The sequence below is a fragment of the Sphaerisporangium corydalis genome (assembly GCF_025506355.1).
Taxonomy (GTDB): domain Bacteria; phylum Actinomycetota; class Actinomycetes; order Streptosporangiales; family Streptosporangiaceae; genus Sphaerisporangium; species Sphaerisporangium corydalis.
In genome coordinates this window covers 1-19,405 of the sequence record NZ_JANZYP010000107.1, presented here as the reverse complement: position 1 = coordinate 19,405, position 19,405 = coordinate 1, and the positions used below count along the sequence as shown (strand labels likewise).

The 19,405-nt window shown below is 69.1% G+C and carries 15 protein-coding genes and 1 riboswitch; of the genes, 6 read left to right on the top strand and 9 right to left on the bottom strand.

The window, feature by feature from the left end; all coding sequences use genetic code 11:
* Positions 1–253: 253 nt before the first annotated feature.
* The 4 genes from NYZ98_RS39920 to NYZ98_RS39905 all read right to left on the bottom strand — a co-directional run bounded on the left by NYZ98_RS39920 (position 254) and on the right by NYZ98_RS39905 (position 3,989).
* On the bottom strand, positions 254–1,477 hold the full coding sequence (locus NYZ98_RS39920; RefSeq protein ID WP_262850499.1) for a low temperature requirement protein A: 1,224 nt from the start codon (positions 1,475–1,477) through the stop codon (positions 254–256).
* 99 nt (positions 1,478–1,576) lie between these two features.
* Positions 1,577–2,164 carry a TetR/AcrR family transcriptional regulator gene (locus tag NYZ98_RS39915; RefSeq protein ID WP_262850498.1) on the bottom strand — a complete coding sequence of 196 codons (588 nt, stop codon included), beginning with the start codon at positions 2,162–2,164 and terminating at the stop codon, positions 1,577–1,579.
* Positions 2,157–2,993 carry an alpha/beta fold hydrolase gene (locus NYZ98_RS39910; protein WP_262850497.1) on the bottom strand — a complete coding sequence of 279 codons (837 nt, stop codon included), beginning with the start codon at positions 2,991–2,993 and terminating at the stop codon, positions 2,157–2,159. The genes NYZ98_RS39915 and NYZ98_RS39910 overlap by 8 nt, the downstream gene beginning before the upstream one ends.
* 732 nt (positions 2,994–3,725) lie before the next feature.
* Entirely contained in the window at positions 3,726–3,989 is a 264-nt protein-coding gene (locus tag NYZ98_RS39905) for a helix-turn-helix domain-containing protein (protein ID WP_262850501.1), read from the bottom strand.
* A 961-nt stretch (positions 3,990–4,950) separates the two neighbouring features.
* Here NYZ98_RS39905 and NYZ98_RS39900 point away from each other — a divergent pair.
* The 5 genes from NYZ98_RS39900 (at position 4,951) to NYZ98_RS39880 (ending at position 10,053) form a co-directional block, all read left to right on the top strand.
* Positions 4,951–6,156 (top strand): hypothetical protein, encoded by a 1,206-nt coding sequence (locus NYZ98_RS39900; RefSeq protein WP_262850496.1) that lies wholly within the window; start codon positions 4,951–4,953, stop codon positions 6,154–6,156.
* Between the two features lie 84 nt (positions 6,157–6,240).
* The gene (locus NYZ98_RS39895) at positions 6,241–6,609 is read left to right on the top strand and encodes a tyrosine-type recombinase/integrase (RefSeq protein WP_316249659.1); all 369 of its coding nucleotides are present in this window, start codon (positions 6,241–6,243) and stop codon (positions 6,607–6,609) included.
* 302 nt (positions 6,610–6,911) lie between these two features.
* Positions 6,912–7,517, top strand: coding sequence for a TetR/AcrR family transcriptional regulator (locus tag NYZ98_RS39890; protein ID WP_262850495.1), 606 nt, complete (start codon positions 6,912–6,914; stop codon positions 7,515–7,517).
* Complete coding sequence (locus tag NYZ98_RS39885) at positions 7,514–8,269, top strand: ABC transporter ATP-binding protein (RefSeq protein ID WP_262850494.1); 756 nt, start codon at positions 7,514–7,516, stop codon at positions 8,267–8,269. The genes NYZ98_RS39890 and NYZ98_RS39885 overlap by 4 nt, the downstream gene beginning before the upstream one ends.
* On the top strand, positions 8,254–10,053 hold the full coding sequence (locus NYZ98_RS39880; protein ID WP_262850493.1) for a hypothetical protein: 1,800 nt from the start codon (positions 8,254–8,256) through the stop codon (positions 10,051–10,053). The genes NYZ98_RS39885 and NYZ98_RS39880 overlap by 16 nt, the downstream gene beginning before the upstream one ends.
* 169 nt (positions 10,054–10,222) lie before the next feature.
* Here the strand turns inward: NYZ98_RS39880 and NYZ98_RS39875 are convergent, their stop codons facing one another.
* Positions 10,223–10,621: a VOC family protein gene (locus NYZ98_RS39875; RefSeq protein ID WP_262850492.1), complete on the bottom strand. Its 399-nt coding sequence runs from the start codon at positions 10,619–10,621 to the stop codon at positions 10,223–10,225.
* A 218-nt stretch (positions 10,622–10,839) separates the two neighbouring features.
* A riboswitch (cobalamin riboswitch) is annotated at positions 10,840–11,101 on the top strand.
* A gap of 133 nt (positions 11,102–11,234) precedes the next feature.
* On the opposite strand from NYZ98_RS39875, the gene metE reads away from it, so the two are divergent.
* Positions 11,235–13,562 carry a 5-methyltetrahydropteroyltriglutamate--homocysteine S-methyltransferase gene (metE, locus tag NYZ98_RS39870; protein WP_262850491.1) on the top strand — a complete coding sequence of 776 codons (2,328 nt, stop codon included), beginning with the start codon at positions 11,235–11,237 and terminating at the stop codon, positions 13,560–13,562.
* Positions 13,563–13,779: 217 nt separating this feature from the next.
* Here the strand turns inward: metE and NYZ98_RS39865 are convergent, their stop codons facing one another.
* The 4 genes from NYZ98_RS39865 to NYZ98_RS39850 all read right to left on the bottom strand — a co-directional run.
* The gene (locus tag NYZ98_RS39865) at positions 13,780–14,697 is read right to left on the bottom strand and encodes a cobalamin-binding protein (protein ID WP_262850490.1); all 918 of its coding nucleotides are present in this window, start codon (positions 14,695–14,697) and stop codon (positions 13,780–13,782) included.
* A 158-nt stretch (positions 14,698–14,855) separates the two neighbouring features.
* A complete protein-coding gene (locus NYZ98_RS39860; protein WP_262850489.1) occupies positions 14,856–17,303 on the bottom strand; it encodes a non-reducing end alpha-L-arabinofuranosidase family hydrolase in 2,448 nt (815 codons plus the stop codon).
* Positions 17,304–17,385: 82 nt separating this feature from the next.
* Positions 17,386–18,753 (bottom strand): extracellular catalytic domain type 1 short-chain-length polyhydroxyalkanoate depolymerase, encoded by a 1,368-nt coding sequence (locus NYZ98_RS39855; RefSeq protein WP_262850488.1) that lies wholly within the window; start codon positions 18,751–18,753, stop codon positions 17,386–17,388.
* Positions 18,754–18,971: 218 nt separating this feature from the next.
* A partial coding sequence (locus NYZ98_RS39850) for an RICIN domain-containing protein (protein ID WP_262850487.1) occupies positions 18,972–19,405 on the bottom strand: 434 nt, incomplete at its 5' end.

Here is a 19,405-nt window from a genome sequence, read left to right as displayed (position 1 = left end):
TGTGATCGCTTCGGCGGCGAGATAGATCGCTGGGCCCAGGAGGAAGGTGGCAGCGGCGAGGGGGCGGAGCGGGTTCATGGTGTGTTCCATTTCCGGGTGGGTAACTGATTGGTCGGTCGCATTTGAAGGGAGAGGTGTGTTCGGAGGGTGAGTCACGGGGTCCAGGCGGGCTTTACGAGCTCGACAGCTCCTGGGCACACACCCTCACCCGCGACATCCGCCACCTCTAAAACCGCTGCCGGATCAGCTGCGATCATCGTGGCCCCAGTCGTCGTTCGAACCAGAGGTGGGCCAGGACTATCAGGGCCAGGTAGACCACGAGCATTCGGCCACTGACGGCGGTGGCGAGCAGGCCAAGCAGCAGTGGGGCCGCGATGCCTGTGGTGACCCGTGAGATCGTCCTCGGCAGGTCGGAGCTGTGGCTGGCGACGCCGGTGACCACGCCGAGGGTGAAGTAGGCCGCAACCGCGCCGCACAACAGCCAGCGACCTTGCTCGGACAGTGGATCGGAGCCGTGCCTGACCACCAGAGAGAGCGGCACGGCGACGGTGGCGACGACGCCGGTGACCAGGCAGTGCAGGCCGAGGGCGGCGCGGATGGGGATCCGGCCGGCGCGCAGGTGCGGCAGGCCGGCGTATCCGAAGACGACGGACAAGCCGAACATGCCGGCCAGCAGAACGAAGGACGCGATTGCGGTGGCCAGCAGGCCGATGTCGTACCGCGCCTCGCTTGCGGCGGCGACGATTTGCACCACCGATTCGCCCAGCACAATGATCACGAAGAGTCCCAGCCGCTCGGAGAGGTGGGCCGGATCGACCGATACCCCGTGAATGACCGGTCCCATGCCGTCGGGGCGGACTCCTGATCGTGACTGACGCCGAGTACGTTCTGGCGCGGTGAGGTATGACTGGACCCGCTGGAGGATCTTGCTGCCGGACAGGACCAGGATCAGCAGCAGGTCGAGGCCGATTCCTGCTGCCCACAGCGCGAGCTTCCAGTGCTCGTCGGCCCAGAGCGACGCGAACCAGGGCAGCAGTCCTACCGAGTACTGCACCACCGGGAAGTCCAGCAATACTGCGCCGCGTTGCCACGACTTGGACCCGTAGACGCGCGTGGCGATGTAGGCGATCGCGAAGACGTTGAGCGGACGGATGTCGCTGCCGTGCCCGAGCACGGTGTGCGCCACGCCTGGCACAGACGCGGCCATGACCCCGAGGCCGAACATGCCGACCATCAGCCGCAGCACGCGGGTCTGGCCGGCGGCGACGTTGCCGTACAGCATGAACGTCGTCCAGGACAGCCACAGGGCCAGGAACAGCAGTGCGTAGAGACCGAGCGCCGCGGCGTCCAGTTCGGACCCGAGCACGTGTGCCAGGGCGGCCACGCCGGCCACCGCCACGAGGTCGAAGAAGAGCTCGGCCCAGCTCGCGTGCCGCTCGATCCTGGTGTCTTTGGGCTCTTCGTCGATGTTCACCATCAGTGGCCGCCAGGTGGTGGTGTCCGGGTGATCGTGGGTGCGCGGGTGGTGCTGATGTCGGTCCTCCGGGATGATGTGGTCGGGTTCGTCGACGATCCGTCAGGGGGCGAGGGTGCTGCCGCTGGTGGCGGCGTGCAGGCCCTGGTCGAGAAAGTTGATCATCCAGGTGAAGCTGTCGTCGACAGATGCGTCGATCTGGAACCCGCCGGCTGCTTCCGTGGTCGAGAACCCGTGCAGGGCGCTGCGGAGCATCCGCAGGGCGTGAATCTCCTGGCCGGAGTCCAGGTGGTAGCCGCGCAGCATGGCCGCCCAGGAGGCGACCACCCGCTCGATGGCGGGGATGAGCGGGTCGTCGGCTCCGGTCGGGCGGGCGGCATTGCCGGCCGCGTACCGGCCGGGGTGTTCGCGCACGTAGGTCCGCATCGCCTGCGCGCCGGCGGCGAGGGCATCGCTGCCGGCCCGACCCTGGATGGCGTCGCGAATGGCGTCGGCGAACTCGGCCATGGACACGATGGCGATGCGGTGGGCCAGATCGGCCTGGCTGGCGACGTGTTTGTAGAGCGCGGGGGTCTTGACTCCGAGCCGTTCGGCGAGCATGCCCATGCTGAGGTTCTCGAAGCCGATCTCGTCGATCAGGGCGGCGCCGGCCTCGGTGACCGACAGCGGGGTGAGCCGGGCCCTAGGCATTCGCCAGCGTCTTGTCGAGGAAAGGCCGGGCCAGCGCGAGGACTTGATCCGGCGTCTGGACGTGTGCGTAGTGACCGGCACCCTCAATGACGGCGAGCTCGCCGAGGCCCCGGGACAGATCGGCGATGATCTTCTCGCCCTCGGCGCGGGGGTCGGCCCAGTCGGGGTCGAGGCTGCCCTCGATGACCAGGACCGGGCAGGTGACGTTGGCCAGCTGCGCGCCGGCGTCGGTCGGGCTGGTCTTGCACATGGCCTGCAGAACCTTCATCCGGCCGGGCTCGGTCAGCTTCGTCTCGATACGCGTCAGTTCGGCGTCCCAGTCGGCGGGCTTGACCGGATACGCCGCGTCGAGATACTTCTTCCAGCTCGCCAGACTTCCCCGGACCATGACCTGCGCCATCTGGGTGTAACCGGTCCGGAAGCGCTTCACCCGCATCAGCCCGCCAAGATCGAAGGGTTGTACGCGGGTGAACGGCGCCAGCTCGATGATGCCGTTGATCAGATCGGGCGCGATGGCCGCCGCGATGGTCGCCGCGCCGCCGCTGATCGACTGGCCGATGATCACGGCGGGGCCGCCGAGGTGGCGCACGACGGCGATGAGGTCGCCCGCGATGTCGGTGCGGCTGTAGCCGTCCCAGCCCAGGCTGGAGTCGCCGCAGCCGCGGATGTCGACATTGGCGACCCGGTACCCGGCGCCGGCCAGGGCCGGAGCGAGGAAACGGTAGGAGTGCCGGCTGTCGCCGATACCGTGCGCCAGGACGACGAGAGGGCCCCGCCCGGACACCTCATAGGCGAGGTTGTTACCGGCGATGCTCAAGTACTCGGTCATGGCGACCTCCACAAGATTGGTTAACGGCACTATCTATAGGTTAACGGCATTAACTACGTGCGTCAAGCGACCTTTCCCGGGGGTAGGTAGCTCTGTGTGACGACGGTAACGGTGGGTGATTCGCAGACACGACCCATTCTCAGAGCAAGATCAAAAAGGGTGGTCCAGAGATCGCGAAGTCCTGAATCGGTTCGCAGAACCCGTTCTCACGCAAAGATGGGTTCGGAGTACTTCTGGAATCGTTTGTGGCAGCAGGGCTGCCCGTCTCCTGGCGGCCCGGGCGGAGTCAGGAGATGACCGGCCTGCGCCCCGCTCTGATCCCCCGCCGTGATGATGCCGAAGAACCCGAGCCCCTCCACCTCGATCTCGCCATTCGGGCCTCGCAGGCCCCACCAGCCATCGACCCGCAACAAGCGCACGTCGCTGTCATCCCAGTCACGACCCGGCGCCGGCGACGTCCTGCTCGACGGCGGGCATGTCCTGAACGCCTTCGGCGGGCCTTCTCAGCGCGGGCCCTGGCCCGTCGCGCGGCCTGAGGGCAGGCTCACCGCAGAACTTGGCCGGGGACAGCGGGTTCGGGCACCAGTTGGTGATCGAGGGGCGGGAATGTCGATGAGTCCAGGGACCACTTCAGCCTGGCCCGGGGGCCGGGTGGTGACCGGTGGGCTCAGCTCGTGTTGTGTTCGCCTCGCGGCGCACCAGCCGGGGGTCGTTCTTTTGCAGGGGCTGGTCTCACTGCCGGGTGCCCCCCTGCTGGAGCTGGGTATTGATGCGGAGGGCTTCGGCGAGTTGGTCTTCCAAGATGATGATGCGGCAAGCGGCTTCCAGCGCGGTGCCATGGTCGACCATCTGGCGGGCTCGGGCGGCCAGGCGTAGCTGGTAGCGGGAATAGCGGCGGTGCCCGCCTTCGGAGCGTTGCGGCTCGATCAGCTTGGCGGCGCCCAGGCTGCGCAGGAAAGCGGCGCTGACACCGAGGATTTCCGCTGCCCGGCCCATGCTGTAGGCGGGGTAGTCCTCATCGTCGAGTTTGGTCTCAGCTCCCACCTCTACCGGGGCCTCGGCGAGGGTCTGGGGTGCGGGGACCTGCAACCGGGCTTGGGCTTTGCCGCCGGAAGCCGCGCTCGCGGCGAGCGTTGACGAGGCGGCCTTGCCGCGGGGCTTGCCACCCGGCTCGGCCGCCGGCGCTGTCGAGGGTCGATCCATGTAACCTTCCCGAACGCGGAACAGGGCCCCGGCGCCATGATGCGCCGGGGCCCGCAACTAGGTTGTGTAACACCATCTACCGGCCGAAAGGCCGCCTTGTCGTTTCCGCAGCAGCCGCCCGCTGGGGGCGGGGCTGCGGGGATCGCGTATACGTGACCGTGAACCACCTTCCCGTCTGCGGAACTGCGGTACCCGTGCGGCGAAACCCAACCGGCGACGGGCGATCCTGATGGCGTTCAACACTCCCTTCTCAATCTGAGAATCCTTGATCATGGAATGACCTGACGGTCGCTCCTGCAGCGCGTCCACGCGTCGGGGCCCCTATCACCCACCGGCCCTGCCGCGTCCGACCTTCTGCCGTGCACTTCCAACTGCGGTCCTGCGGTGGCAGCGCGTCCACGACCGGGACCCTTAACCAGCCCTGCTGGCCCCAGCACATCCGACCTTCTGCCGATCACTCCTGCTATCCACGTTCGTCCGGGCGGCTCGTCGTGACGCGGGTATCTCGTGCGCCGCCCTCGTGGATCCGTTCCTTGCGATGTCAGGAACACTACCCACACCACACGCGGATGTCTACATCAACCACTACACATTTTCGATTCGATGGAGGGCAGGATTGAGGTCCCCGGGCGCGGAAAGCACGTACTGGTGATCGATGATCGGCTGTCCCTTGCCAGCGGTAGGGCACGGCCGGATACTCAAGGCCGCTGACGAGCTTCGCGGCGGATCGCCCTCCGTATAGGGACGTGATCGCGTGTCCGAGGAAAGCAACAGCCAGGACCAAGCCCGAGCCGAGGCCGACGCCCTCGCCGCTTGGCAGGCCATCCCGTACTCGGTCTCCCACGAGGAGGCGCAGCGGATCTCGCGGGAGTATCTGGACGCGGCCCGCAGGGAATTCGAGGTGCAGATCGGCCAACTCCCCCTCGCCGGGCAAGACGCCGCCCGCCAGGCCGAGATGGAGCTGAACGCCAACGGCAGGGAGGTGTACGTCAACACGAGATGGTGGGGCTTTGAGGTCGTCCTCAACGCCGCAGCCGCTCAAGTCGCCGCCGAGATCTCGGAGTTGGTCGGGGAGATCGCCGGGAGGATCCTTCCCCGGCCGATCGGCAGGGTGGTCGAGCTCGCCTTCACGATCCGCTCGTGGATCATCCAGATCGTCGGCAGACACCACGGTTGCCGGCTGGTGTCACCCTGGTTCGCCCCGGGGATGCTTCTGCCCATCTCGCTGGCCCCCAGGCAGGACACCTCGCTGTGGTGGACGGCCATGAACCCCTCCCACAACTGGAGCGACAACATCGCCTTCCCCGCCCATCGCAGCGCCGACGGCCCAGCCCTGGCCGTTCACAACGACCGCCTGTATTGCGTGCACCGCGGCGGCGGCAACGATAGGCGCCTGTGGTGGACCCGCTTCGACGGCAACAGCTGGAGCCCCGACACCCCAATGAACGGCCTGACCAGTCGAGGCCCGGCCCTGGCCACCTTCAACGGCTTCCTGTACTGCGCTTACAGAGACTCCAACAATGATCAGATGTGGTGGACCCGCTTCAACGGCACCAGCTGGAGCACCGACCAGATGTTCCCCGGCCACCGCACCGGCTCCAACCCCGCCCTGGCCGTCTTCCAGGGCAATCTGTGGTGCGTGCACCGCGGCGGCGGCAACGACCAGCACCTGTGGTGGACCCGCTTCACCGGCACGACCTGGGCCGGCAATCCCCAGATGCCCAACCACATGAGCAGGGAGGGCGTCGGCCTGGCCGTCTACAACAACTTCTTGTACTGCGTGCACCGCGGCGGCGGCAACGACCAGAACCTGTGGTGGACCCGCTTCAACGGCACCAGCTGGAGCACCGATACCCGGCTACCCGGCCACATGAGCGCCCAAGGTCCCGCCATCGTCGCCTACCGCGAACCCAACGGCACCGAAGACCAGCTCTTCTGCGTTCACCGCGGTCATGGGTAGAAGTAGCTCACACAGACCAGAGCGTTTCCGAGGTGAGCTCCAGAGTCCTCGCGTAGCTGCTCCCTCCCTCTCGTCCAGGCCCGCCTGGCCGACACCGCCGCGTTCGTCCGCTGGCTGAGAGCCGAGGTTCCGCCGACCGACCGTCTGCCCGTCCCGCCACGGGTCCGCGCCCTGCTCGAACCCCTCCTGCACGGCCGTACCCCGGGCGAGTCGCTGTTCACCCGCGATGACGGCCGCCCCTTCGACCGGTGGCGGATGACCACCGCGCTGCGCCGCGCCGCCACCACCGCCGGCGTCGACCCCTCCCGGCTCACCCCGCACACCGCCGGCGCCACCGCGCTGCTGGACGCGGGCGTACCGCTCGCCGACGTCCAGGAACTACTTGGCCACGCCTCTCGGACACGCACTCTGGTACATGCTGGGCCTTACTTCGACCGCGACAACTCTCTCTGAGGGGTCGCAGGTGATGGTCAGGCCCATCTGCGTATAGAGGTCGTTCTTGTCGACAGGGTCGGCCTTCTCAAGGATCCTGACCATCTCGGTCATCTACGGGACCATCTCCCTGATCTCCTTCTCTGACATCTCGCGCCTCCTCGAGGTCGTCCAGGAAGACGACGCCCTGCCCGTAGGCGTCAGACCGGCCTGCCCCTAGTCCTGCCTGCGGCGGTGGGCGGGCAGTGTGGAGCCCGTCTGCCGTCGGCCGGGCTCGTGACCGCCTCTTGCCAGCCGTTTGAATGATCGTCTAAATTCTGAACGTGCATTCAGAAGGTCGATCCTTCATCGAAGAGGCGCGGCGTGCGCAGATCATCGAATGCGCGATCGACGCGATCTCCACTCTCGGGTACGCGAAGACCTCGCTCGCCAGGATCGCCGAGCGTGCCGGCATCAGCACCGGCGTGATCTCCTACCACTTCGGTGGCAAGGACGAGCTGATCAAGGCGGTCGTCACCGAGGTCGCCACGCTCGCGACCGACATGATGGTGCCGCGCATCCTCGCCCAGGCCAACGCCACCGACGCGCTGCGGGCCTACCTGGAGACCAACCTCGCCTTCATGCGCGTGCACCGCCGCCCCCTGCTCGCCCTGGTGGAGATCATCACCCACGCGCGGGGCACCGGCGGCGGCCCGGGGCCGTACGCGGCGCAGCACCGGACCGCGCTGGAGGACGTGGAGCGCGTGCTGGCGTGGGGCCAGAAGACCGGTGAGTTCCGGCGGTTCGACCCGCGGGTCATGGCGATCGCCATCCGCGGCGCCGTCGACGCCGTGCCCGCCGAGCTGATCGTGGACCCCGACCTCGATCTCGACGGGCTCGCCCGTGAGCTGACCACCCTTTTCACCCTCGCCACCCGGAGTACCACATGACAGCGGCCCTGGAGATCAGCGGCTTGACCAAGACGTTCGGGGAGAAGGTCGCCGTCGACCACATCGACCTGACCGTCCCCCAAGGATCCTTCTACGGGCTCGTCGGTCAGAACGGCGCCGGCAAGACCACGACGCTGTCGATGGCGGTCGGCCTGCTGCGCCCCGACGCGGGCGGTGCCAGCATCTTCGGCGCCGACGTGTGGAAGGACCCCGAGCACGCCAAGACGCTGGTCGGCGTGCTGCCCGACGGCCTGGCGATGCCCGAACGGCTGACCGGCCGCGAGGTCCTGACCTACTTGGGGTTGATGCGCGGGCTGGCGCCCGAGGTGGTGGCCGAGCGGGCGGGTGAGCTGCTGGCGGTGCTGGAGCTGGACAGGGCCGAGCAGACCCTGGTGATCGAGTACTCCACGGGTATGCGCAAGAAGATCGGCCTGGCGACGGCGTTGCTGCACGGCCCGCGGCTGCTGGTGCTCGACGAGCCGTTCGAGGCCGTCGACCCGGTGTCCGCCGCGACGATCAAGACGATTCTGCGGGGGTTCGTCGCGGGCGGCGGGTCGATCGTGCTGTCCAGCCACGTCATGGCCCTGGTCGAGCAGCTGTGCGACCAGGTCGCCGTCATCGACAAGGGGCGGGTCACCGCGGCCGGCCCGATCGACGAGGTGCGCGGCGACGTCACGCTCGAGGACAGGTTCGTCCAGCTCGTCGGCTCCACCGGCGGCGCGGTGAAGGAGCTGTCGTGGCTATCGAACTGACCATGGTCCGGATGAAGGTGGCGATCCTGCGCCACTCGTGGAAGGGGGCGCAGGCGGGGCTGGTCGCCACCGGCGCCACCGGAGGCGTCCTGCTCGCCGCCGGCACGATCTACCTCGGCGGATGGGACGCCGACCTGTTCGGCGCGGCCTGCGCCATCTGGATGCTCGGCTGGATCCTCGGCCCCGTCGTCGCCGGAGGCGGCGACGAGACGCTCCGGCCCGAGTACTTCACGCTCCTCGGCCTGCGCCCGCGGCGCCTCGCCACCGGCCTGCTGACCGCGGCCTTCATCGGGGTCGCCCCGCTGATCAGCCTGCTCGCCCTGTCCGGCCTCGTGGTGGCCGGAGCCCGGCTGGGCCCCGCGGCGGTGCTGACCGCCCTGCCCGCGATGGTCCTGCAGGTCGCCGTGTTCGTCCTGCTGTCGAAGGTCGCCGTCGCGGTGATGGGCATCGCGCTGCGCTCCCGGGTGGGCGCGGTGGGCGCGGGCCTGATCAACGGGGCGATCCTGGCCGCGCTCGGCCAGTGCTGGGTGTTCGTCATGGCCTTCGGCGGATCCGGGGGGATACCGGCGGGCCTGGTGCGCGCCCTGCCCTCCGGCTGGGGCCTGGCCGCCGTCGAGGCCGCCGGCTCGGGAGACGGGATGGGCGCCGCCGCGGCGCTCGCCCGCATGGCGGCGCTCATCGTCGTGCTCCTGGTCGCCTGGGCGGCGCTCCTCACCCGCAGGACCGGGTACGCTCAGGCCTCGGCCCGCGACCGCAGGCCGATGCGGGCGACCACGCGCGAGGGCGGGGTGGTGTCCAAGGAGCTGCGCACCTGGTCACGCGACCTGCTGCGCACCCACCAGCTCACCTTCTCCCTGGCCTACGGGTTGACGTTCGGGGCGGCCCCGCTGGTGCTGGGCTGGGACGGGATGCTGGCCTGGGCCGGGCCGATCTTCGTGACGATGGCCACCGCGATGTCGGCCAACCTCTACGGCGCCGACGGCACCGCGCTCTGGCTGACGCTGATGACGCCGGGCGCCTCCGACGTGCGCGGCAGGCAGCTGGCCTGGCTGCTGACCGTCGGCCCGGTCGCCCTGGTGCTGACGGCGGTCCTCACCGCGCTCGCCGGCGCCTCCTGGCCGCTGCTGCTGGCGACCGTCGTGGCCCTGACCGGCGGCGGCGCCGGGCTGGTGCCGCTCGTCTCGGTGTACGCCCTGGTGCCCGGCAGCGACCCACACCGCCGCACGGGCAACCCCCTGCGGGTCGGCGAGGACGGCGCGGCGGTCGGGCTGGTCTACGGCATGCTGCTGCTGTCGGTGCTCACCGCCGCCCCGGCCGTGCTCGTCGCGCTGTGGTCCGGCTGGGCCGGCGTGGCGGCCGGGCTGGTGACCGGTGGCCTGTGCTACTGGGGGTTCGGCCGGCTGGCCGAGCGGCGCCTTCGCACCCACGGCCCGGAGCTGCTGGAGATCATGCGCACCGGGCGGCGGCCCTCCGGCGGCATGTCGTTCAAGATGCCCGACCTGCCGCAACCGCAGAAGACGATCGTCACGATCTGCCTCACGCTCGGCGCCATCCCGCTGTTCCCGCAGGGCATTTTGGCGGGGATGTTCCTCGCGAACGGGTCCTCGGTCAAGAGCTGGTTCCTGGCCCTGTACATGCCGCCGGGCCTGCGGTGGCCCACCGCCGTCTTCATGATGCTGCTCGGCCTGTCGATGTACGGGGCCGGGGTGTGGATCCCGCTCAGGCTGCGCCGACGCCTGGCCCGCGAGGCGGCACCGGCACCGGCCCCGCTGCCCGGGGCATAGCCACGGGTCGATCAGGCGCGGCGGCCAGGTGAGCCCTGGCATGCGGACCACGTTGCACAGCGCTTCGCGCAGCACGGCCCGCACCTGCTCGGCGATCCGCGCGGGCACGTCGTTGCCGAGCTGGCCTTCCATGTTCAGCCCCGGCATGAACCCCACTTCTTACTGTCCACTAGCTGCCCTGGAGTATCTGCGCGACCTCCCAGACGTTGCCGTCCAGGTCCGCGAACGCCGCCGTGCGCCTGCCCCACGGGCGGTCGGCCGGGCCGTTGAGCAGGTGCACGCCGTGCCGCTCCAGTTCGGCGCAGACGCCGTCCACGTCCGTCACCCTGATCGTGAACAACGCCCGGACACCGGACCCGCTGCTCGCCACCGTGGCCGGCTCGACCAGTCCGGGCGCCTGCTCGCGCCGAAGCAGGTTGATCATTATCGGGCCGAGCCGGACGATGGCCGACGCGTCGTCCTGATAGACGACCTCCAGGCCGAAAACGCCGGTGTAGAACGCCTGTGCCGCGGCGAGGTCCTCGACGAACAGGGTGATGACCTCGACCTCGTTCAGTGCCTTGATCATGATGAGCTCCTTGATTCCGTGCTGCCGGTATGTGTTCTGGTCTTCAGCGCCGAACGCGACAACCGTGCCACGGCTCTCGCCCGGGGAACGGGGCCGTTCTAATCTGTCATGCACATCTCGTATCCGAGATGTCAGATCTGGCGGAGCCACTCCATGCCTTCCGAGTGCATCGAGGATGGCCCTTGACCAGCTGATCTTGGCCTGGGGGCCCGGTGCGCTTAGGCTGGAGGGGCAGTCGGTTCGCCCTGCTCGCCAGGCAGCGGCGTCGTAAGAGGGAACCCGGTGCGGCGGTGCTCGCGTGTAAGTCTCGCGGGTCGGCCAATTCCGGGACTGCCCCGCAGCGGTGAGTGGGAACGACCGCCGTCACGTGCACTGGATCCGGATATCGGGTCAGGGAAGCGACGGCCAGTAGGTGCCCGGGTTCAGGTGAGCCCGGGTGTGCCCCCGAGTCCGAAGACCTGCCACTGCCCGCGTGCGACCGCGCGCGGCGACGTCGATGGCCTCGAGGGCGGGCCGGCGGACCAGCAGGCTTGCACCCGCATGCGTGCCGATCGGCCGTACCTCCGTCTCTCCGGGGCCGCGATGTCCATACGTGACTCGCGAAGGAGAGTTCGTGGCCGAGATTTCCACCACCCCCACATCGATCGCCACCGTGCACGGCTACCCGCGCCAGGGGCCGGACCGTGAGCTGAAGAAGGCGGTCGAAGGCTACTGGGCGGGCCGGGTCACCGCGGGCGAGCTGCGTGGCGTCGCCGCGCGGTTGCGCCTGGAGACCTGGCGCCGGCTGGCCGACTCCGGCATCCAGGAGGTCCCCACCGGGGACTTCTCGCTGTACGACCATGTGCTGGACACCACCGTCATGGTCGGGGCGATCCCGGAACGCCACCGCGCCGCCGTACGGGCCGACGCGCTCGACGGCTATTTCGCGATGGCGCGCGGCACCCAGGACGTCGCGCCCTTGGAGATGACCAAGTGGTTCGACACCAACTACCACTACCTGGTCCCCGAGCTGGGGCCGGACACCACCTTCACCGCCGACCCCGCCAAGGCGACCGGCGAGCTGCGCGAAGCCCTCGCACTCGGGCACGATCCCCGGCCCGTTCTGGTGGGTCCCATCACCTACCTGCTGCTCGCCAAGCCCGCGCCCGGTGTAGCACCGGACTTCGAGCCCATCACCCTGCTGGACCGGCTGCTGCCGGTCTACGCCGAGGTGCTCGCGGAGCTGCGGGCCGCAGGCGCCGCGTGGGTGCAGCTCGACGAGCCCGCCCTGGTCCAGGACCAGCCGCCGCCCGTCCTCGACGCCGTCGCCCGCGCCTACCAGGCGCTCGGCGACCTGGAAGGCCGGCCGAAGATCCTCGTCTGCGGCTACTTCGGCCACCTCGGCGAAGCCCTGCCGATCCTGGCCGCCGGCCCGGTCGAGGGCCTGGCGCTGGACTTCACCGGGCCCGGCGCCGCCAACCTGGACCTGCTCGCCGGCGCCGGAGGGGTGCCAGGCAAGCGGCTGGTCGCCGGGGTCGTGGACGGCCGCAACATCTGGATCAACGACCTGGAGGCGTCCCTGGCGACACTGGCCACGCTGTTCGGCCTGGCCGCCCGCGTGGACGTGTCGTCCTCCTGTTCGCTGCTGCACGTCCCCCTCGACAGCGCCGCCGAGACCGACCTGGACCCCGAGGTCGTCCGCTGGCTGGCCTTCGCCCGGCAGAAGACCGACGAGATCGTCACCCTCACCCGGGGCCTCACCCAGGGCACCCGCGCGATCGCCGACCGGCTCTCCGACAATCGGGCCGACCTGGCCTCCCGCGCGAACTCGCCCCTCACCCACGACCCTGCCGTACGGGCCCACGGCGCGGCCGTGACCGCCGCCGACACGCGACGTCTCCAGCCGTACGCCCAGCGGGCCGCCGTCCAACGTGCCCGGCTGGACCTGCCCCTGTTGCCGACCACCACCATCGGCTCGTTTCCGCAGACCGCCGAGCTGCGGGTCGCCCGGGCCGACCTGCGTGCGGGACGGATCGACGCCGCCGCCTACGACGAGCGCATCGCCGCCGAGATCCGCGAGGTCCTCGCCTTCCAGGAGGAGGCGGGAATCGACGTCCTGGTGCACGGCGAGCCCGAGCGCAACGACATGGTGCAGTACTTCGCCGAGCGGCTCGACGGCTACCTGGCCACCCAGCACGGCTGGGTCCAGTCCTACGGCACCCGGTACGTCCGCCCGCCGATCCTGGCCGGCGACATCTCCCGCCCCGAACCGATGACGCTGCGCTGGACCACCTACGCCCAGTCCCAGACCGGCCGCCCGGTCAAGGGCATGCTCACCGGGCCCGTCACCATGCTGGCCTGGTCGTTCGTCCGCGACGACCAGCCCCTCGCCGAGACGGCACGCCAGGTCGCCCTGGCGCTCCGCGACGAGGTCGCCGACCTGCAGGCCGCGGGCACCGCGGTCATCCAGGTCGACGAACCCGCGCTGCGCGAGACCCTGCCCCTGCGCGCCGCCGACCGGCCGGCGTACCTGGCCTGGGCGACCGAGGCGTTCCGCCTGGCGACCAGCGGCGTCCGCGCCGACACCCAGATCCACACCCACATGTGTTACGCCGAGTTCGGCGAGATCCTCGCCGCCATCGACGACCTCGACGCCGACGTCATCAGCCTGGAAGCCGCCCGCTCCCACATGCAGGTGGCACACGAACTCGCCGAGGCCGGCTACCCGCGTGAGGTCGGGCCCGGCGTGTACGACATCCACTCCCCCCGCGTCCCCGACGTCGAGGAGGTGGCCTCCCTGCTGCTGAAGGGACTCGACGGCATCCCGGCCGAGCGGCTGTGGGTCAACCCCGACTGCGGCCTGAAGACCCGCGGCTGGCCCGAGGTCCGCACCTCCCTGGACAACCTGGTCACCGCCGCCCGCAAGGTCCGCGCCGAAATCGCCGGCCGCGTCGCCGACTGACCCACGCCGGGCCCGGTGCGCACACGTTCCGCGCGCACCGGGCCCGCCCCTCGTCACCCGGGGCGGACTTCCCCGAGAGAGGACACTGTCTTTGTTGTGCGCGTATGCCCGGGGCCGGCTCCCGTCCGGCCCCGCTCTGACGGCCCTCTCAACTCCGATCCATCACGCATCCCGGCCGGCTCCCGTCGGCCGGATCGCCGCCTCCGTGGTTCAATGCTCACACGCCGACCCGGCGCGCCTGTACGGAGGTGGTCGGAGCGCCGGCCGTGACTCCGTGCAGGACGTGAGCGAGGATCTCCGCACCTCGGACCACCCGGGGCCCGGGCCGGTTGAAGTACGCCGGCCCGTCCAGCACCCACACCTGACCGCTGCGCACCGCCGGCAGGTCCGGCCAGCCGGGCAGGAGGGTCAGCGACCGCCATTCGGACTCGGTGCGTTCCGGGCTTAAGCCACACGGGACCAGCACGATCACATCCGGCTCCGAGGCACGCAACGCCTCCCACTCCATGGGCGTGGTGTGCTCTCCCACCTCGGCCAGCAACGGCTCTCCCCCGGCCGCCCGGATCTGCTCGGGAACCCAATGACCGGCCGGCCACAAAGGATCGAGCCACTCGATCGCCGCGACCCGCGGACGCGGACGCCCGGCCACCGCGGCGCCTACCTTGCTCAACCGTTCACGCAGTTCACCGGCCCTGCGCGCCGCCACGTCCGGCACATCCAGGACGTCCCCCACACGTTCAAGGCAGCCCAGCACGTCCGTCAGCGTGCGCGGCTCCAAGCTGACCACCCGCGGCCCGGTATCGAGCACACGCACCGCCCGTGACACCGCGGTGTAGGAGACCGCGCACACGTCGCACAGATCCTGGGTCAGCACCACGTCCGGCGCCAGCTCCGCCAGCCTTTCGACGTCGAGGGTGTACAGCGACGAACCCTGGTGCGAGGCCCCTCCCACGGCATCCGAGATCTCCCGGCTGCTCATCCGATCGGAAGAAAATCCGGCTCGCGTCACCACCGGCACGGACGCGACCGCCTCCGGCGGCCAGTCGCACTCATGCGTACGTCCCACCAGGTCACCGGCCAGGCCGAGAACCGCGACGATGTCGGTGGCGGCGGGCAACAACGACACGATGCGCATGACCCGAGACTAGACCGAGCCGGCACCGACGATCTGAGCAGGTCCAAGGGCGGAACCGGGGTCTGTCGTTGCCGGTGGAGTGGTCTTGATGGTCGGCGGGTGCCGGTCGGTGCTTTGGCGGGAATGTGAGAGCAGCCGACCGGCCCCGCGTCATGTCATCAGCGTTGCAGCGTCAGTACGCCCGGGCGGTAGGGCAGGAGGCCGTAGTCGCCGCCGGAGCTGGGGCTGCGTCCTTGGTAGAGGAGTTGGAGGTTGCAGGGGTCGATGGTCATGGTCTGGTCGGGGTTGCTGCGAATCAGTTCGCCGTGGCTGATGTCGTTGGTCCAGGTGGCGCCGCTGTTGGCCTTGCCGGCGAAGGGATTGCTCTCGGTCGCGGCCTGCGGGGTCCACGAACCGCCCAGACTGGTGGACGTGAAGGAGCGGAAGTAGCGGCCCTGCGAGCCGATCGCCTCGACGAGCATGAGGTATTGGTTCTGGTCCTGGAGCTTGTAGACCTGAACCGCCTCGAACAGGTTGTTCGTCGAGTCGCTCATGACGACCGTCGAGGTCGTGCCGAAGCTGCCGGGGAAGTTCCCGATGGGCATACTGGCCCGGTAGATCTTGCCGTTGTCCCCGGCGAAGAACAGGTACATGTTCGTGCCGTCACCGATGAGCGTCTGGTCGATGGGCCCGGTCGAGGAGCCGGAGATGCTTCCGGAGAAGAGCACCTGCTGCGAGGACCAGCCATTCGGATTGGTGGGGTCGCTCGACGTCCGGTAGGAGAAGGCGGTCCCACCCCACTGGTAGGCGAGCACCCAGATGTTCTTCGGGGCGAAGTACAGAAGCGTGGGCGCGACGGTGGAGGAGGACATCGTGTTCTGGCCGGCCGAGGCCATGTCGGACCAGTTCGTGAAGAGGCTGAAGTTCATCGAACCCCACCCTGATCCCGTGTCGTGCGTGGTCGCGTAAACGAGATGCCGGCCGTTGTAGGGGACGGTGGTGAAGTCCTTGAGCGAGACCCATCCCGACTTGGGGGTCGCCAGCGAGCCCGTGGACGTCCAGCGGTAGGTCGACGGAAGCGTGCAGGTGCCGGTCGGCGTCGGCGTGGGAGTAGGCGTCACGGTGGGCGTCGGTTCGGGCTCTCCGGAGTACCCGTCCCAGGTCCAGCTCTGGGTGGTCTGGCCGTTGCAGGTGGCGATGGTCACGCTGGAGGTGTTGCCGGTGCCGGTGACGTTGAGGCACAGGTTGCCGGCTCCGTTGGTGACGGTGCCGTTGGAGTTGCGGTTCCACTGCTGGTTGGAGTTGCCGTGGCAGTCCCAGAGCTGGATGCGGGTGCCGGATCCGGCGTTGGTCGGGGCGTCCAGGCACTTGCCGAGGGTCTGGAGTTGTTTGCCGCTGGTGTAGGTGAACTGCTGGTTAGGGTTGGTGTGGCAGTCGTAGATCTGCAGCAGCGTGCCGTTGGCTGTGGCGCTGTTGGGCGAGTCGACGCAGCGTCCGGCGCCGTCGTTGCGCAGCCGGAATGTGGTTCCGGGGGTGGGTGTCACCGTCGGGGTCACGGTGGGTGTCACGGTCGGGGTGACGGTGGGGGTGACGGTGGGGTTGGGGCCGGCGTTGTTGAGGGCGTTCAGGACAGCGTCGTAGGCGGGTTTTTTGTTGTTGCCGCTGAACAGGAGTGGGGTGTCGCCGGAGCGCCAGGAGTCCTGGTCGCGGACGCCCCAGGTTGTGAGGCCGTTGCAGCGGGGGACGGCGAGGCAGTCGTTGGTGACGGCTGCGTAGGTCTGGGCGGAGGCGCCTTGGATGTCGAGTTCGGTGATCTGGACGTCGACGCCGAGGGCGGCGAAGCTGGAGATGGTGGTGCGGTAGTTGCTGTTGTAGGGGCTGCCGCTGTTGAAGTGGGACTGCAGGCCGACGCAGTCGATGGGGACGCCGCGCTGTTTGAAGTCGCGGACCATGTTGTAGACGCCCTGGGTTTTGTCCCAGGTCCAGTTGTCGATGTTGTAGTCGTTGTAGCAGAGTTTGGCGGCGGGGTCGGCGGCTCGGGCGGTGCGGAAGGCGACCTCGATCCAGTCGTTGCCGGTGGATTGCAGGTTGGAGCTGCGGCGGCCGCCGCCGCTGTCGGCGTAGGCTTCGTTGACCACGTCCCAGGCGTAGATGTTGCCCTTGTAGTGGGCCATCACCCCGTTGATGTGGTCGATCATCGCCTGGCGCAGGGTGCTGCCGGACAACGACTGCATCCAGCTTGGCTGCTGGGAGTGCCAGGCCAGGGTGTGGCCGCGTACCCGCTTGCCGTTCTGCCTGGCCCAGTTGAAGATCCGGTCGGCGTTGGTGAAGGTGAACTGGCCCCGGTTGGGTTCGGTGGCGTCGATCTTCATCTCGTTCTCGGGCGTCACCATGTTGAACTCACGGTTCGCGATCGTGGTGTACGCCGAATCACTGAGCTTGCTCGCACTGATGGCGGTGCCGAAGTATCGGCCGCTCTGTGCGGCCGCGGCGCCGAGCGTGCTCTCGGCGGCGGTCGCGGAGTCCGGCGCCGTCAGGACGGTGATCGTGGCCAGGACGGCGACGGCGCCGGCGAGCAGGGCCGTGAAGCGCCCTAATCCAGGCGAGGGTCGGGCATTCGTGCTCATGAGGGAGCCTCCAACATCTGATCATGGATGAGCGGTGGGAACGCGGGGACCTCCCGCCGGATCGGCTCGGCGTTGGTGGTGGTCATGCCTGGGTCCAGCGTTGGGTGGCCTGGCCGTTGCAGGTGGCGACGGTCACGCTGGAGGTGTTGCCGGTGCCCGTGACGTTCAGGCACAGGTTGTTGGCGACGTTGGTGACGGTGCCGGTGGAGGTGAGGGTCCACTGCTGGTTGGTGTTGCCGTGGCAGTCCCACAGCTGGATGCGGGTGCCGGAGCCGGCGTTGGTCGGGGCGTCCAGGCACTTGCCGAGGGTCTGGAGTTGCTTGCCGGTGGTGTAGGTGAACTGCTGGTTGGGGTTGGTGTGGCAGTCGTAGATCTGCAGCAGGGTGCCGTTGGCACTGGCGCTGTTCGGCGAGTCCACGCACCGGCCCGCTCCCTCGTTACGCAGCCGGAACGAGGCCGACGGCGTCGGGGTCACCGTCGGCGTGACGGTCGGGGTCGGCGTCGGGGAAGGTGGCACGCTGCTGCCGTCAAGGCCGAGGAAGGAGATGGCGTAGGCGATCTGGCCGCTCATCGGCAGGCTGTGGCCGACACCGCTGATGCTGATCCCCTCGACCGGGGCCTGGGCTCCGCTGCCGCCGTACCGGGTCCGTGTCCAGGACGACTGCGGACGGTCGGTGAACGTCGGGGTCTGCGACAGCCCGTGCAGGTTGGTCCACTGCTTGATCTCTTCACCGAAGTTCGGATAGGCCAGCGTGGTGTCGGTGGTGCCGTGCCACAACTGCATCCGCGGGTAGCCACCGGTGTAGCCCGAATACATCGCCCGAGCCTGGTCGCCCCACTGCTGCGCGGTCTTGGTCAGGTTCCCGCCGGAGCACTGGCTGTTCCACAGCGACCCGTTCGTCGTGGAGAAGCATCCCGCGGGCACGCCGGAGAAGGCCGAGCCGGCCGCGAACACGTCCGGGTACTGGGCGGCGAGCACGTTGGTCATCATCGCGCCGGAGGAGAAGCCGCTGACCACGATCCGGCCGGGGTCGACGTTGTAGCGCTGCCGGGTGTAGGCGACCATCGACATGATCCCGGTCGTGTCGCTTCCCCCGTCGCGCCTGAGCCCGGCCGCCGTGGACACGTCGAAGCACTTCTCGCTGCGGGTGGCCTCGGGGAGCACGATGATGTACCCGTAGCGGTCCGCCGCGGTGACGTAGTCGTGCCCGTTGCCGCTGAAGATCGCGCTGGCCGACCCGCCGCAGTAGTGGACCAGGACCAGCAGCGCCGGCCGTGCCGCGACCGTGTCCGGGACGTACTGGTACATGTTGAGGTTTGTCGGGTTGGTACCGAAGTTGGTGACGCGGGTCAGCGACGCGGCCGAGGAGGGCGAGGTCGCCAGGAGCGTGCCCGCGGCCACCAGGGAGAGGGCGATGCCCGACACCACGGCTCTGAGCTTGTGTTTCACGCCATGTCCTTTCGTCGTTCTGGAGATGCGATGGCCGCCCGGCGGGAACCGGGCCGCCGCCGTCGCCCGCCTGCCTGCCTGCCGCAGGCGGAAGCCGAGTAATTGTTAGCGCTAACAATGGGCTGGTGGCGACGTGACCTGTCCGGCCGGACAGGAGCGTCGGCGCCGGTCCACGCGGGGATCGCGTGGACCGGCGCCGCGTTGTCACTGGCCGAGGGTCATGCCTGGGTCCAGCGTTGGGTGGCCTGGCCGTTGCAGGTGGCGACGGTCACGCTGGAGGTGTTGCCGGTGCCCGTGACGTTCAGGCACAGGTTGTTGGCGACGTTGGTGACGGTGCCGGTGGAGGTGAGGGTCCACTGCTGGTTGGTGTTGCCGTGGCAGTCCCACAGCTGGACGCGGGTGCCGGATCCGGCGTTGGTCGGGGCGTCCAGGCACTTGCCCAGGATCTGCAGCTGCTTGCCGCTGCTGTAGGTGAACTGCTGGTTGGGGTTGGTATGGCAGTCATAGATCTGCAGCAGCGTGCCGTTGGCGGAGGCACTGTTCGGCGAGTCCACGCACCGGCCCGCCCCCTCGTTACGCAGCCGGAAGGTGTTCCCGGGCGTCGGGGTCGGGGTCGGGGTCGGGGTCGGCGTGGGCGTGACGGTCGGGGTGA